The sequence below is a fragment of the Methylocaldum szegediense genome, assembly GCF_949769195.1.
Lineage (GTDB): Bacteria > Pseudomonadota > Gammaproteobacteria > Methylococcales > Methylococcaceae > Methylocaldum > Methylocaldum szegediense.
The window spans coordinates 4,108,083-4,122,993 of sequence record NZ_OX458333.1; the positions used below are offsets into that span (position 1 = coordinate 4,108,083).

The window sequence follows — 14,911 nt, forward strand, 5'->3', positions numbered from 1 at the left end:
AAATGGCGGCAAACGCAGAAGCTCATCTTGATGCCGAAAATCCATTGGACAAACTCGGATTGGACCGGCGCACCTCGCGTGTGCTGATCTTCGGACTGGGCAAGACGGGGCTTTCGGTAGCGCGTTTCCTGAAAAGCCAAGGTATTGAGTTTGCAGTGACCGACACACGCGACTGGCCACCTGGTTTGGCCGAGTTCCGGGAGACCTGTCCCGACGCCGGAGTGTTTTTAGGAGGGCTTCACAATGCGGCGTTTTCGGCCGCTACCCATTTGATCGTCAGTCCTGGCGTGCCGTTGGACCAACCGAAGATTAAGGAGGCGCGACGGCGCAAGATACCGGTATTTGGCGATCTCGATCTTTTCGCCTGTATGGCCAAGGCACCTGTCTTGGCGATCACCGGGGCGAACGGCAAGAGTACCGTAACGACTCTGGTCGGTTTGATGGCCGAGGCCGATGGCAGGAACGTGAGGGTAGGGGGGAATCTCGGTACGCCAATGCTCGATCTTCTAGACGATCAGGCGGACCTTTATGTTTTAGAGCTGTCGAGTTTTCAGCTGGAGCGTTCTTCGCTTCTTCAGCCCGCCGCGGCGACCGTTCTCAACATCAGTCCCGACCATATGGATCGCTATCCGGATATTCAGGCTTACGCCGACGCTAAGCGGCGCATCTTCCGAGGGTATGGCGTGATGGTGCTGAATCGCGATGATCCTATGGTCGCGGCGATGGCAGAACCGGACAGACGTTGCGTATGGTTCGGATTGAAAGAGACTGAAGTCGACTATGGTGTTTCGGTCATCGATGGGACGGAATGGCTCACCTGTTGTGGCGAGCCTCTGATGAGGACCGACCAGATCGGGATTCAAGGTAGCCATAATGTGGCAAACGCTCTTGCGGCCGTTGCATTAGGAGAAGCGATCGGTTTGTCGCGCGCGGCAATGGTCAGTGCGCTCGAGCGCTTCGATGGGTTAGCGCATCGCATGCAGAAGGTGGCGGAAATCGATGGCGTCACATGGATCAACGATTCCAAAGCAACCAATGTGGGTGCCTGCATGGCGGCCTTATCCGGTTTGCACAACAAAGCGGTGCTGATCGCAGGGGGAGACGGGAAGGATGCTGAGTTTTCCGTACTCAGGCCTGTGGTTGCGGAAAAGGTTAGGGCGGCGGTGTTGATGGGCAAAGACGCCCCTCGGTTGGAACAGGCGTTAAGGGACGTGGTTCCTACGGTATGCGTCCAAAACATGCGCCAGGCGGTTCAAGCGGCGAAATCTCTGGCGCAGCGCGGGGATTCCGTACTGCTTGCGCCGGCGTGTGCCAGTCTCGATCAGTATAAGGACTATCAAGAGCGAGGCCGCGTGTTCACTGAAGAAGTCATGGGCCTCTTGCCATGAGAGCGAAAGTAGCGCTCAGAGGACAAGGTTTAGTTTTGCGGCGAGGCCACCGGCGTTTTTACGTGGACACGCTCTTGCTGATCACGTCATTGGGACTTTTGCTCCTCGGTTTTGTCATGGTCGCCTCGGCCTCGCTGCACCTGGGCGAAAAGATCGCTGAGGACAGCTTCTATTTTTCGAGGCACCAGCTCATCCACATCGCTCTCGGCCTATGCGCTGGTTGTGCCGTTGCCGCGATCAAATTAGAGGTGTGGCAGAAATTGTCGTTACCCCTATTCCTGTTTGGGCTTGCTCTGTTGGCTGTGGTTTTGATACCCGGAATAGGCAAGACCGTCAACGGGAGTTCGCGATGGATCGATTTGCTCGGCCTCCGGGTTCAGGTTTCCGAAATCTTCAAGCTCATCGCCGTGATTTACATGGCGAGCTACATTCACCGTCATCTCCATACAGTGCGCGATTCGGTTCAGGGAATGATCCGCCCCTTGGCTTTGCTGTCCGTAGGCGGGGTGCTCCTGCTGATGGAACCCGATTTTGGTGCGACAGCGGTCATCATGGCGACGGCGCTGGGCATGTTATTTCTGGGCGGCGCGAGACTTTGGCAGTTTGGCGTACTGATCGGCCTGATGATTGTTGCGGGGATCGGATTGATTTGCAGTGCAGAATACCGTCTGCAGCGCGTACTCAGTTTCACTAATCCCTGGGAACACCCGCTCGACACCGGTTTTCAGCTAACCCAGGCACTGATCGCTTTCGGCCGCGGGGAATGGACGGGGGTTGGCCTGGGTTCGAGCGTGCAGAAGCTGTTTTATCTTCCCGAAGCGCATACCGATTTTCTCTTTTCCATCATAGGTGAGGAATTGGGTTTGGTCGGGACGACGACCGTCATCGTACTGTTCATGATGGTTGTTTGGCGTGCGCTCGTGATCGGCCAACTGGCTGAGCGGGCCGAGCATCGGTTCGGCGCATTCGTTGCTTACGGAATAGGCATTTGGTTCGGCTTGCAGTCTTTTATCAATATGGGAGTGAATATGGGCATGTTGCCCACGAAAGGACTGACCTTGCCGCTGATGAGTTACGGCGGTGGAAGCATGTTGGTGATGTGTGCGGCATTGGGGCTTTTATTTCGGGTTCGGAGCGAAGCCCTCGAAGCTTATGCTGCGGCACCCAGGGTTAGAGCCAGATGGGCGCACGTGTGATGATCATGGCCGGCGGTACCGGCGGTCACGTGTATCCCGCCCTTGCGGTTGCCCGGGAATTGTTGTCCCGCGGACACGAGGTGGTCTGGATGGGGACACGGCAAGGGTTGGAAGCGCGGGTCGTGCCGGCCGCTGGCATACCCGTGGAATGGTTGTCGGTATCGGGTTTGCGCGGCAAAGGGTGGATGGCAACGTTGAGATTTCCATTCATGTTGACAAAAGCTTGTCTGCAGGCTTTGCGCATTTTGCGCCGCGCCAAGCCCGACGTGGTCCTCGGAATGGGAGGGTTCGTATCGGGCCCGGGCGGACTCATCGCGCGTTTACTGGGTATTCCTTTAGTATTGCACGAGCAAAACCGTATCCCAGGAACTACCAATCGCTGGCTCGCTCGGAGGGCACAAGCGGTTCTGGAAGCGTTTCCGGAAAGCTTCGGACCTAAGATAGCCGCACACTGCACAGGAAATCCGGTACGGGAGGAAATCGTCACGCTAAGACGGGAAGTCGGTGCAAGATGGGACGAGCCGCTAAAGATTTTGGTCCTCGGCGGCAGTCAAGGCGCTAGGGCATTGAACGAGATCGTACCGGAGGCTCTTGCGCGGGTTGACATGCCCATTCGCGTTTTTCATCAGACCGGGGAGGCTATGCGCGCCAAAACGGCAGTTCGCTATGCACAGTTAAGAATTTCGGCGCGCGTAGAGGCCTTTGTCGAGGACATGGCCGAGGCTTATGCCTGGGCGGATCTGGTGGTCTGCCGCGCAGGGGCGATGACCATCAGCGAACTAACCGCCGCGGGTTTGCCGTCGATCCTGGTGCCGTATCCGTACGCCATAGACGATCATCAAACTCATAACGCCCGATACTTGGTCGATAACGGTGCGGCCATCATGATCCCGCAATCCGAACTGTCCGCCGAGCGTCTTGCCAACGAAATCACTGCGCTGATGCGGGATCCGGTCCGGCTGAAAACGATGGCCGAGCATGCCGCGGCTCTGGCGAAACCGGAGGCGGCCCAAGCGGTTGCCGAGATTTGCTTGAATGAGGCGAACCGTGAAGCTGCCTGAACAAATCGCTGGACAGTACGGTATGAACCGCATCCGCCGCATTCACCTCGTCGGGATCGGCGGAACCGGCATGTGTGGCATTGCCGAAGTTCTTTTGAATCTGGGATATCAGGTTTCGGGGTCGGATCTCAACGAAAACGCCAATACACGCCGTCTGGCCGAACTCGGCGCAAAAATATTTCTCGGTCACTCGCCTGAGCACGTCGCGGAATCCGAAGTCGTGGTCGTTTCCAGTGCCGTCAGTCGATCCAATGTCGAAGTCGTTTCCGCGCGTTCCCAGAAGATTCCGGTCATTTCGCGGGCGGAGATGCTCGCCGAATTGATGCGCTTCCGGTACGGCATCGCCGTCGCCGGCACTCACGGCAAAACCACGACCACCAGTCTGGCGGCGAGTGTACTTGCGGAAGCCGGGCTCGACCCGACTTTTGTTATCGGTGGGCGTCTCAACAGCGTTGGCACCAACGCCCAGCTCGGGAAAGGCTCGTATCTGGTCGCTGAAGCAGACGAAAGTGATGCCTCGTTTCTCTACCTGCAGCCAATGATCGCCGTGGTCACGAATATCGATCGGGACCACATGGAAACCTATAGCGGCGACTTTGGCAAAGTGAAGAAAGCTTTTGTCGAATTCCTGCATCATGTGCCTTTTTACGGTCTGGCCGTGCTGTGCCTGGACGATCCGGGCGTTAGGGACATTCTTCCCGAAATCAGCAAGCCGATGAGAACCTACGGTTTTAGCGAAGAAGCCGACGTACGCGCCGTGAATATCCGTCAAGACGGCTTGCGTTCGCACTTTACCGTGCTGAGGCCCGGTCATGACGAGCCGCTGGACGTGAGTCTGAATCTTCCGGGACGCCACAACATACTGAACGCCCTATCCGTGATCGCGGTGGGGGCAGAGTTGGGAATCTCCGACGAAATCATCCAGCGCGCTTTGCGGGGATTCCGGGGGATCGGACGGCGTTTTCAGATCAACGCCGAGGTGCCTTTCGGCGGTTCCGTGGTCACCTTCGTCGACGATTACGGGCATCATCCGCGGGAGATAGCGGCGACACTCGATTCTGCCCGGCAGGCCTGGCCCAACCGTCGACTGGTATTGGTTTTTCAACCCCATCGTTACACGAGGACTCGTGATTTGTTCGAGGATTTCGTGGAGGTTCTCTCCCGGGCCGACGTGCTGGTGTTGCTCGACGTTTATGCCGCTGGCGAAGCACCGTTGATCGGTGCGGATGGGCGTGCGCTATCTAGAGCGATCCGGGTGCGGGGCCAGATCGATCCGGTGTTTGTCGGAAACATGAACGATTTGACGGAAGTTCTGCCGGGCATCATTGAACCAGGCGACGTGGTTTTGACTTTGGGGGCCGGGAGCGTCGGGCAAATTGCGGTCGAACTGCCTCTTTGCTTGACCGGAACGCCGGTCGGGGCAATCCAGTGACCGCTGTTTGCAATGACGGAGTGAGCGCATCCCGTCCGGTAGGGCTGAGGGGCGAACTGCGCTTTAACGAGCCGCTGGCGAACCACACCTCTTGGCGTGTTGGCGGACCAGCCGATCGTTTTTATTTGCCGGCAGATGCAGACGATTTGATTCTGTTTTTACGCTCGCTTCACCCCGATGAGCCGGTTTTTTGGTTGGGTTTGGGCAGTAATCTACTGGTCCGAGATGGGGGAATCAGAGGTACGGTCATTTGTACCCGAAACCGGTTGAGACAGCTTCGGCGCAAAGACCACCAATCCATTTATGTTGAGGTAGGCGTGCCTTGCGCTCACGTTGCCCGGTTCTGTTTGGAACAGGCGTTAACCGGTGCCGAATTCTTGGCGGGGATTCCGGGGACCATGGGTGGTGCTTTGGCGATGAACGCAGGGGCGTTCGGGGGCGAGACATGGTCGCTGGTGCAACGGATATTGACGGTCGATCGTACCGGCGTGTTGTGGGACCGCGAGCCGGCTGATTTTGTCATCGGCTACCGTAGTGTGAAGAAGCCAGAAAATGAATGGTTTCTGGCCTGTGAACTCCGGCTTCGGTCCGGCGACACGGCGGTCGGCCGCAAGCGAATCAGAGATTTGTTGGCGAAACGGAACGCATCGCAGCCCATTAATTTGCCGAGTTGTGGTTCAGTGTTCCGGAACCCGCAAGGTGATTACGCGGCGCGTCTCATCGAAGCCTGCGGGTTAAAGGGGTATCGTATCGGAGGCGCTTATGTTTCCGAGAAGCATGCCAATTTCATTATCAACTCCGGCGCGGCCACGGCAGCGGATATCGAGGCACTGATATTGCTCATCCAGGCAAGGGTAGAAGAGAAATTTGGGCAGCGCTTGGTTCCGGAGGTTCGGATCGTAGGCGAAAGATCGCGAGGAGAGAGTGAATGAACAAGCGAATCCAGAATCCGGCCGAATTCGGACGTGTCGCCGTATTGATGGGTGGAGCCGCCGCCGAGCGCGAAATTTCCTTGAAGAGCGGTCAAGCGGTACTGGCAGCTTTGTTGAATAACAACATTGATGCTGTAGGTATCGACGTTGGGGAAAACCCGATCGAGCCGCTTCTCGGACAAGGTTTCGATCGCGTGTTCAACATCATCCATGGCCGTGGCGGTGAAGACGGTGTCCTACAGGGCGCATTGGAAGCCTTAGGATTGCCCTATACCGGCAGTGGAGTGCTGGCTTCTGCCCTGAGCATGGACAAGCTCAGGACTAAGCTGTGCTGGCTCGGAGCCGGGTTGCCGACGCCACGCTGGATGAAGCTTCGGGGTCCCGAGGACGCGGATCGGTGCGCGGATTTCCTGGGGTTCCCGGTGATTGTGAAACCCGCTCAGGAGGGATCCAGCATCGGTATGGGGCGGGCCGAAAACAAGAATGAACTGTTAGAAGCGTGGGAACGCGCTTCACACTATAATTGCGCGGTTTTTGCCGAGACTTGGATCGTCGGTCAGGAATATACCGCGAGCATACTCGATGGCGAGGCCTTACCGCTGATTCGCTTGGAAACGCCGCGTGCCTTTTACGATTTCGATGCCAAATACCGCGCTGAGACGACTCGCTATCATTGCCCCACTGGACTTCCGCTCGAAAAGGAGACGGCGCTTCAGCAACTGGCTTTGCAAGCTTGCGACACACTGGGTGTTACCGGCTGGGCTCGGGTGGACTTTCTGGTCGATCAAAATGATCAGCCGTGGTTGATCGAAGTCAATACGGTCCCCGGCATGACCGATCACAGTTTGGTTCCGATGGCGGCCAGGGCGGCCGGCTTGTCGTTCGAGGAATTGACTTGGCGGATATTGGAAACGAGTTTTCGGCGCGGCGGAGAGGGCGATGCCGCGGTCTAGAAAATTGCCCGTCAGGGTGTCGTACTTCTTGGGGCTTTCGGCTCTTTGCACATTTGCGGCGATCAGCAACGATTTCAGCGCGCTCAAAGGGCTTATGCCTATACGTTATGTGCGTGTCGAGGGCGAGATCCGAAATCTCGATGTGGAGGCGTTCGAAAGGACGCTGCTGCCGTTGACCCAAGTCGGATATCTTCAAGTCAATTTGCGTGGCATAGAAGATGCCGCGAAATCATTTCCCTGGTTGGATCGCGTGCAGGTGACGCGGCTTTGGCCCGATACCCTGGTGTTGAAAATCGTTGAGCAAAAACCGGTTGCCCGAACCCACGACGGCAGTTTGATCAATGATCGCGGAACGCGGTTTTCGCCTGGAAACATTCAAGCGTACGCAAGCTTGCCTATGCTCGACGGTCCGCCAGGGCAGGAGAAGCAGCTTTTGAACACGCTTTATCGATTGAACAGAACGTTGAAACAGAAAGGGATGCGGGTCGATGCTCTCAGGCTTACGGGGCGGAGGGCGTGGAGCGCTCGTCTGACGAGCGGCATGGAGATCGAGTTCGGAAAGCAGGATCCCGTCCGTGCTTTGGAGCGCCTTTTGGGCCTGTTGCCGCGCCTGGGCGAGGCGCGTACTGCGGCGCTCCAGAAAGTGGACTTGCGCTACCCGAACGGATTCGCAGTGATTTTCCGGCCGCAATCCGGAGCGGATCAGGTTTCCCTGATGCGGTCGGACCGCTTGGAGCGAAGCCGAATTCGGAGCAGGGCGTATTCCTGACTTGAATTGAGAAAAGATTCATCCAATGGCTAGAAAATCAGATCGAAATCTCATCGTCGGTTTGGACATCGGCACCTCCAAGGTCGCTTGCATTGTCGGCGAGCTGAACGAAGACGGTGAAATTGAGGTGGTGGGCATCGGAACGCACCCGTCCCGTGGCTTAAAAAAAGGGGTGGTGGTCAATCTAGAGACTACGGTGCAATCGATCCAGCGGGCCGTCGAGGAAGCCGAACTGATGGCGGGTTGCCGGATTCAGTCGGTCTATGCGGGGATCGCGGGTAGCCATATCAACAGCATGAATTCGCACGGCATCGTTGCCATCAAGGATAAGGAAGTCACTCAGAGCGACGTGGATCGCGTGATCGATTCGGCGCGCGCGGTGGCCATTCCGGCGGATCAGAAGATCCTTCACATTCTGCCGCAGGAGTTTGTCATCGATCGTCAGGAAGGGATCAAGGAGCCCGTCGGCATGTCCGGGATCCGTCTCGAAGCCCGTGTGCATATCGTTACCGGGGCGGTCAGTGCGGCACAAAACATCGTCAAGTGCATTCGACGCTGTGGTCTCGAAGTCGAAGACATCATTCTGGAACAGCTCGCGTCTTGTACAGCTGTGTTGACAGAGGACGAGAAGGAGCTCGGGGTTTGCTTGGTGGATATCGGCGGCGGCACAACCGACGTCGCGGTATTCACCGACGGAGCGATTCGCCATACGGCCGTCATTCCCATTGCCGGCGATCAGGTGACGAACGATATTGCAGTCGCGCTTAGAACGCCAACCCAGTTTGCCGAAGAAATCAAGATCAAACACGCCTGTGCGTTAACCCAATTGGCCAAGCTGGAGGACACGATCGAGGTACCCAGCATCGGCGATAGACCGGCGCGCCAGATTTCCCGCCTGAATCTCGCTGAAATTGTCGAGCCGCGTTACGAGGAGTTGCTGTTGCTAGTGCAGCAGGAACTGCGCCGGAGCGGTTTCGAGGATTTGATCGCGGCCGGGATCGTGCTGAGCGGTGGTAGCGCCAAGGTCGAGGGATTAGTCGAGTTAGCGGAAGAAATTTTTCACATGCCGGTACGCTTGGGTTTGCCGCAATACGTCACCGGTCTGACCGATGTGATTCGCAATCCGATTTATGCGACCGGCGTCGGATTGCTTTTGTTCGGCAATCAGCACCAGGCGCTGGCAGGGAGATACATGCCTTTGGGAACCGGCATCAGAGGGTTGTTGGCAAGGATGAAAAATTGGTTCACGGGGAATTTTTAGGATTGAAAATTCGAGTGGAAGTGAGTTTAAAACGGGGTGGAAACAATGCAATTCGAATTAGTGGATTCTTATAGCCAAAATGCGGTAATCAAGGTTATCGGGGTCGGTGGTGGTGGCGGAAACGCCGTAAATCATATGGTCAACAGCCATGTCGAAGGGGTCGAATTCATATGCGCCAATACCGATGCGCAAGCATTAAAGAGTATTAAGGCAAAATCGGTGATTCAATTGGGAAATGCGCTGACCAAAGGATTAGGGGCGGGAGCGAACCCGGAAATCGGTCGGCAGGCGGCATTGGACGACCGCGATCGCATCATGGAAGTTCTGGAAGGAGCCGACATGGTTTTCATTACGGCCGGTATGGGGGGCGGAACCGGGACGGGAGCGGCGCCTGTGATTGCCGAGATTGCCAAGGAGGCCGGTATTCTTACGGTTGCTGTTGTAACCAAACCGTTTCCATTCGAGGGTAAGAAACGCCGCAGCGTGGCCGAAAAGGGCATTGAGGAACTCGGGCAGTTCGTCGATTCGCTGATTACGATTCCGAACGAGAAGCTTCTGACGGTGTTGGGTAAAGACGTCAGTCTGATCAACGCATTTGCCGCAGCGAACGACGTTTTGCTTGGCGCTGTGCAGGGCATTGCCGATCTCATCACCCGCCCAGGGCTCATCAACGTGGATTTTGCCGACGTGCGTACGGTAATGTCCGAGATGGGGATGGCCATGATGGGTACTGGCGTCGGGACAGGCGAACACCGCGCGCGCCAGGCTGCGGAAAAGGCCATCGCCAGCCCCTTGCTCGAAGACATTAATCTGCAAGGTGCGCGCGGCGTTCTGGTCAATGTGACCGCATGCCAGACGCTCTCCATAGGCGAATTCAACGAAGTGGGCGACGCGATAAGAGACTTCGCTTCGGATGATGCGATCGTCGTGATCGGTACCGCCATCGATCCGGAGTTGGATGACGAAGTGAGGGTTACAGTGGTTGCTACGGGTTTGAGCAACCAGCGCCAGACCAACGAGGCGCCGATCAAATTGGTGCATAAGCACACCGGTGAAATCGATTATGACCAGTTACAGCGTCCGACGGTAATCCGCAAGCAACCCAAGCACGATGTACGCGCGGAGACGAAGAAAGATATGGACCTTGATTATTTGGATATCCCGGCATTTTTGCGGCGCCAAGCCGACTGAAGAAGTTAGTGGGGACGTTTCGGTCCGCCCCGTCGCTCCTTTCTGCCCTGCAGGTTGTCCCGCCTAAGCAGCTTGACTATGCAGGGCTGTATGAAGGATTTTTGGGGGATAATTAGAACAAGACAGGTGAATCGAATGATCAGGCAAAGAACACTTAAAAATGTCATCAGAGGTACCGGCGTCGGGCTGCACACCGGGGAGAAGGTTTATTTGACCCTTCGTCCAGCTGCTCCGAACGTTGGTATCGTATTCCGCCGCGTGGATTTGCCTGAACCCGTCATAATCGAGGCGAGACCGGAAAATGTCGGCGAAACCACCCTGTCAACGACCCTTGTCAAGGGTGATGTGAAAATTTCCACCGTCGAGCACCTCTTGTCTGCCTTCGCGGGGCTGGGCATCGACAATGCCTACGTCGATGTCAGTGCCCCGGAAGTCCCCATCATGGATGGTAGCGCAGGGCCGTTTGTATTTCTCATTCAATCGGCCGGCGTCCAGGAACAAAACGCACCGAAGCGCTTCATCAGGATCAAACGCAAACTGAAGGTCGAAGACGGCGACAAATGGGCTAGTTTTGAACCATACGAAGGCTTTAAAGTCACTTTCACGATCGACTTCGAGCACCCCGCGTTTCGCAAGGAGGTACAGACAGCCAGCATCGACTTTTCTTCTACGTCTTTCGTGAAGGAAGTGAGCCGCGCGAGAACCTTCGGTTTCATGCGCGATATCGAAGCCCTGCGCAAACGGCGATTGGCCTTGGGCGGCAGCATGGATAACGCTATCGTGGTGGATAATTATCGTGTTTTGAACGAAGATGGTTTGCGTTGCGCGGATGAATTTGTGAAACACAAGATTTTGGATGCGATTGGAGACCTTTATCTTTTGGGGCACAGCCTTATCGGTTCGTTTACCGGCCATAAATCCGGGCACGGTCTGAACAATCGCTTGCTTATGGAGTTGCTCAAGCAGAAAGATGCTTGGGAATTGGTGACTTACATGGAAGATGACGTGTTGCCGATTTATTTCATGAGAGCAGCCCAGGCCGCCGGTTGATTCACGTTTAGTTCCGAGCCTTTTCTGGGCTCTATGATCAATCGAAACCGAATCCTAAACGGAACTGTGGCAGCGAGGCCGATGTCGAATTATCCGCCGCACCGCTCGTTTCCCGAGCAATCCTAATTCCCTGGGGCTGGGGAGCTTATCATCGGCGTGTTATTCGCCCTAAAACGGCATTTTGGTCAAAAATTTCTTCCTTGTTTCACGAGCGTAAGGTGAGCGCGCAGATTCGGCTTCTCCGGCATAGTTCGTTGACCGGGCGAGTCCGGGCCTGTCATGGCACCAGCCGCCGTTTTGGTTCAATCGATTTCTTGGGACGGCGAGTTCCTTAGCGTAAGCACCGTTTGGCTCAGCCGTAATAGCGCGTCCTTGAGTTCCCCAGACGGCGATGACAATGCGCAATCTTTCAAGAGTTTGGCCACGAATCCAGGCGACGAGACGCCGATAGGTTTGCGCCGCGGCTTTGTAGTGACGGGAAAAGTGTTACGGGTTACCAAGTCCTGAAACCGATGGCCGGTCGACTGTTGGACCGTGGATAAGAGGTGCGGTGCGTAGAATCGAATTTGTGCGGCCCAAGCCGGCGAGTCTACGTAGAGAATCAGCCGGTCCGGCTTTATGACGCAATCTATGCAATGGTCGGCGAGAAACTTCGGCAGTGCCTTTCTGGCTGCATCGAGTATCTGACGGTGCTTTTCGATCTGAGCGCGGATCAGTTGAAGCGCGGCCCCTTGGCAGAGCCCCGCAACGGGTTCGGGGCGGTGCATTTTAGACTTCAATCCGGTGACGGCCCGGTGGTTTGCCGAATCGAACCCACCTTTGCTGAGGGCTCTTTCCTTCGACTCCTGATAAAGCTCGATGAGACTCTGAACTCATTATAAATACTGTGGATTTGCGGTATCATCGTTTGATTGTTTATTCGTTTGGACTCGGAATTAAACCGCAATGCTTGGCAAGCTGGTAAAAAAAATCGTTGGCAGTCGCAACGAAAGAATCATCAATAGAAAACGCAAACTCGTCAAGAAGATCAATGCCCTGGAACCGCAGTTCCAGAGTCTGTCGGATGATGCGTTACGGCAAAAGACCCAAGAGTTCAGGCAACGTCTGAACGAAGGCGAAACGCTCGACGATTTGTTGCCAGAGGCTTTCGCCGCCGTCAGGGAGGCGTCTTCGCGCGTTTTAAATATGCGCCACTTCGATGTTCAGCTCATCGGCGGGATGGTTCTCCACGACGGCAAAATCGCGGAAATGAAGACCGGCGAAGGTAAGACGCTGGTCGCCACCTTGGCGGCGTACCTGAATGCACTGCCCGGTAGAGGCGTGCATGTCGTGACCGTCAACGACTATCTAGCGCGCCGCGACGCCGAGTGGATGGGAAAGATCTACAATTTTCTCGGACTATCTGTGGGTGTCATCATAAGCGGCCTTAGCGCGGAGGAGCGTCGTGCATCCTACGCGGCCGACATCACCTATGGCACCAACAACGAGTTCGGTTTTGATTACCTCCGGGACAATATGGCGTTTTCCCGGGATCAAAGGGTACAGCGAGATAGGTATTTCGCGATCGTCGACGAAGTTGACTCCATTTTGATCGACGAGGCACGGACGCCCCTGATTATTTCAGGACCGACCGAGGACCGTAGCGACCTGTACCACAAGATCAACGCGCTCATACCTCACCTTAAGCGCCAGGAAAAGGAAGGCGCCCACGGCGATTACACCGTCGACGAAAAATCCCGGCAGGTTTATCTCACTGAAGAGGGCCACGAGCGCATCGAGAAGTTGCTGGTTCAGCAAGGGCTGATCAATGCGGATGAAAGTCTGTACGACGCGGTTAATATCCGGCTCATGCATTACATCAACGCGAGTCTGAGGGCGCATGCGCTGTTCCAGCGGGACGTCGACTATATCGTTCGGGACAATCAGGTCATCATCGTAGATGAGTTTACCGGTCGCGCGATGCCGGGACGTCGGTGGTCCGAAGGTCTGCATCAGGCCGTTGAGGCGAAGGAGAACGTGCCGGTCCAAAACGAAAATCAGACGCTGGCTTCCATCACGTTTCAGAATTATTTCCGGCTTTACGACAAACTGGCAGGCATGACCGGTACGGCCGACACCGAGGCGGCCGAATTTCATCAAATCTACGGCCTGGAAGTCGTCGTCATCCCAACCAACCGTCCCATGATTCGGCAAGATCTCGGCGATCTGGTTTATCTGACCGTTCGAGAGAAATACAACGCCATCATCGAGGATATCCGCGGGTGTGTGAAACGCGGCCAACCGGTACTGGTGGGAACCACATCCATCGAAAACTCGGAGTTTCTCTCGGGGCTGCTGCGTAAAGAGGGTATTCCACATCAGGTACTGAACGCTAAACATCACGAGAAGGAGGCCCACATCATCGCGCAGGCCGGCAAGCCCGGTGCGGTGACTATTGCGACTAATATGGCTGGGCGCGGTACCGATATCGTTCTCGGAGGCAGCCTGGAAGAGGATTTGGCGTCAGTCGATCCCAACGATCAGGCAACTGTGGCCCGCTTGAAAGAAGAGTGGAAAGCCCGTCATGCCCAGGTCGTAGAAGCCGGGGGGTTGCATGTCATCGGGTCGGAGAGACACGAATCGCGGCGTATCGACAATCAGTTGAGGGGAAGGTCCGGACGGCAGGGTGACCCCGGTTCGTCACGATTCTATTTGTCCCTGGAAGATCCTTTGATGCGCATTTTTGCTTCCGACCGGGTGGCGGTTCTGATGCAGAAGCTGGGTATGAAGGAAGGTGAGGCGATCGAGCACCCGTGGGTGACACGGGCTATCGAGAGCGCGCAACGTAAGGTGGAGGCGCGCAACTTCGACATTCGCAAGCAGTTGCTGGAGTATGACAACGTCGCCAACGATCAGCGCAAGGTGGTGTACCACATGCGTGACGAACTGATGGAGGCTGACGATATTTCCGAGGCGATTACCAACATGCGCCGCGATGTCCTTGGCCAGATATTCACCCAGTTCATTCCGCCGCATACCTTGGAAGAGCAGTGGGACGTCAAAGGACTGGAGGAAACACTGTTGCGGGAATTCGGGGCGAAGTTGCCTGTGCAGCAATGGTTGGATGAGGATTCGCGCCTGGACGAGAACCGTTTGCTAGCGAAAATCATCGACCAGATGGAAACGATTTACCGGGAAAAAAGTGCCGCGATCGGCGAACCGGTCATGCGCCATTTCGAGAAAACGGTCATGCTGCAAGTTCTCGATAACGCCTGGAAAGAGCATCTGGCAGCCATGGACCACTTGCGCCAAGGCATTCATCTGCGAGGTTACGCACAGAAGGATCCGAAACAGGAGTACAAACGCGAGGCGTTCGAGATGTTCACCTCGATGCTGGATGGCATCAAACACGAGGTGATCGGTATTGTGTCTAAAGTCCAGGTGCACAGCGAGGAGGAAGTGGTCGTTATGGAGGAGCAGCGCCGTGCCGTACCGCAAGAAATGCATTTCGAACACGCCGAGGCGCACGCGCTGACTGCTGAACCCGAAGAAGCGGAAATCGTGGAAAAGCCGGTCAAACCCCGGCCCGCACAGCCTTATATCCGGGATGTTGCAAAAGTCGGGCGCAACGAACCTTGTCCTTGCGGTTCCGGGAAGAAATTCAAGCATTGTCACGGCAAACTGGATTGAAATAGCGGC

At 56.0% G+C, this 14,911-nt stretch carries 12 protein-coding genes; 11 read left to right on the plus strand and 1 reads right to left on the minus strand.

Annotated elements, in window-relative coordinates:
* Window positions 1–2 precede the first annotated feature (2 nt).
* From murD to lpxC, 10 genes are all read left to right on the plus strand, one after another.
* A complete protein-coding gene (gene murD / locus QEN43_RS17840) occupies window positions 3–1,388 on the plus strand; it encodes a UDP-N-acetylmuramoyl-L-alanine--D-glutamate ligase (RefSeq protein WP_026609644.1) in 1,386 nt (461 codons plus the stop codon).
* Window positions 1,385–2,584 (plus strand): putative lipid II flippase FtsW, encoded by a 1,200-nt coding sequence (gene ftsW / locus QEN43_RS17845; protein WP_036268012.1) that lies wholly within the window; start codon window positions 1,385–1,387, stop codon window positions 2,582–2,584. The genes murD and ftsW overlap by 4 nt, the downstream gene beginning before the upstream one ends.
* The gene (gene murG / locus QEN43_RS17850) at window positions 2,569–3,645 is read left to right on the plus strand and encodes an undecaprenyldiphospho-muramoylpentapeptide beta-N-acetylglucosaminyltransferase (RefSeq protein WP_317963459.1); all 1,077 of its coding nucleotides are present in this window, start codon (window positions 2,569–2,571) and stop codon (window positions 3,643–3,645) included. Before ftsW ends, murG begins: the two co-directional genes overlap by 16 nt.
* Complete coding sequence (gene murC, locus QEN43_RS17855) at window positions 3,620–5,077, plus strand: UDP-N-acetylmuramate--L-alanine ligase (protein WP_051331518.1); 1,458 nt, start codon at window positions 3,620–3,622, stop codon at window positions 5,075–5,077. The genes murG and murC overlap by 26 nt, the downstream gene beginning before the upstream one ends.
* A gap of 20 nt (window positions 5,078–5,097) precedes the next feature.
* The gene (gene murB / locus QEN43_RS17860) at window positions 5,098–6,009 is read left to right on the plus strand and encodes a UDP-N-acetylmuramate dehydrogenase (RefSeq protein ID WP_026609647.1); all 912 of its coding nucleotides are present in this window, start codon (window positions 5,098–5,100) and stop codon (window positions 6,007–6,009) included.
* Window positions 6,006–6,962, plus strand: a complete 957-nt coding sequence (locus QEN43_RS17865; RefSeq protein WP_026609648.1) for a D-alanine--D-alanine ligase — start codon at window positions 6,006–6,008, stop codon at window positions 6,960–6,962. The genes murB and QEN43_RS17865 overlap by 4 nt, the downstream gene beginning before the upstream one ends.
* On the plus strand, window positions 6,949–7,731 hold the full coding sequence (locus QEN43_RS17870; protein WP_051331519.1) for a cell division protein FtsQ/DivIB: 783 nt from the start codon (window positions 6,949–6,951) through the stop codon (window positions 7,729–7,731). The genes QEN43_RS17865 and QEN43_RS17870 overlap by 14 nt, the downstream gene beginning before the upstream one ends.
* 25 nt (window positions 7,732–7,756) lie before the next feature.
* Complete coding sequence (gene ftsA, locus QEN43_RS17875; RefSeq protein ID WP_026609649.1) at window positions 7,757–8,992, plus strand: cell division protein FtsA; 1,236 nt, start codon at window positions 7,757–7,759, stop codon at window positions 8,990–8,992.
* Between the two features lie 45 nt (window positions 8,993–9,037).
* A complete protein-coding gene (gene ftsZ, locus QEN43_RS17880) occupies window positions 9,038–10,183 on the plus strand; it encodes a cell division protein FtsZ (protein WP_026609650.1) in 1,146 nt (381 codons plus the stop codon).
* A gap of 135 nt (window positions 10,184–10,318) precedes the next feature.
* Window positions 10,319–11,233, plus strand: a complete 915-nt coding sequence (gene lpxC, locus QEN43_RS17885) for a UDP-3-O-acyl-N-acetylglucosamine deacetylase (RefSeq protein WP_026609651.1) — start codon at window positions 10,319–10,321, stop codon at window positions 11,231–11,233.
* A 302-nt stretch (window positions 11,234–11,535) separates the two neighbouring features.
* On the opposite strand, the gene QEN43_RS17890 is transcribed toward lpxC, so the two are convergent.
* Window positions 11,536–12,000: a DciA family protein gene (locus tag QEN43_RS17890; RefSeq protein ID WP_051331520.1), complete on the minus strand. Its 465-nt coding sequence runs from the start codon at window positions 11,998–12,000 to the stop codon at window positions 11,536–11,538.
* A gap of 178 nt (window positions 12,001–12,178) precedes the next feature.
* Between QEN43_RS17890 and secA the strand changes: the two genes are divergently transcribed.
* Window positions 12,179–14,902 carry a preprotein translocase subunit SecA gene (secA, locus tag QEN43_RS17895; RefSeq protein WP_026609652.1) on the plus strand — a complete coding sequence of 908 codons (2,724 nt, stop codon included), beginning with the start codon at window positions 12,179–12,181 and terminating at the stop codon, window positions 14,900–14,902.
* Window positions 14,903–14,911: the final 9 nt, after the last annotated feature.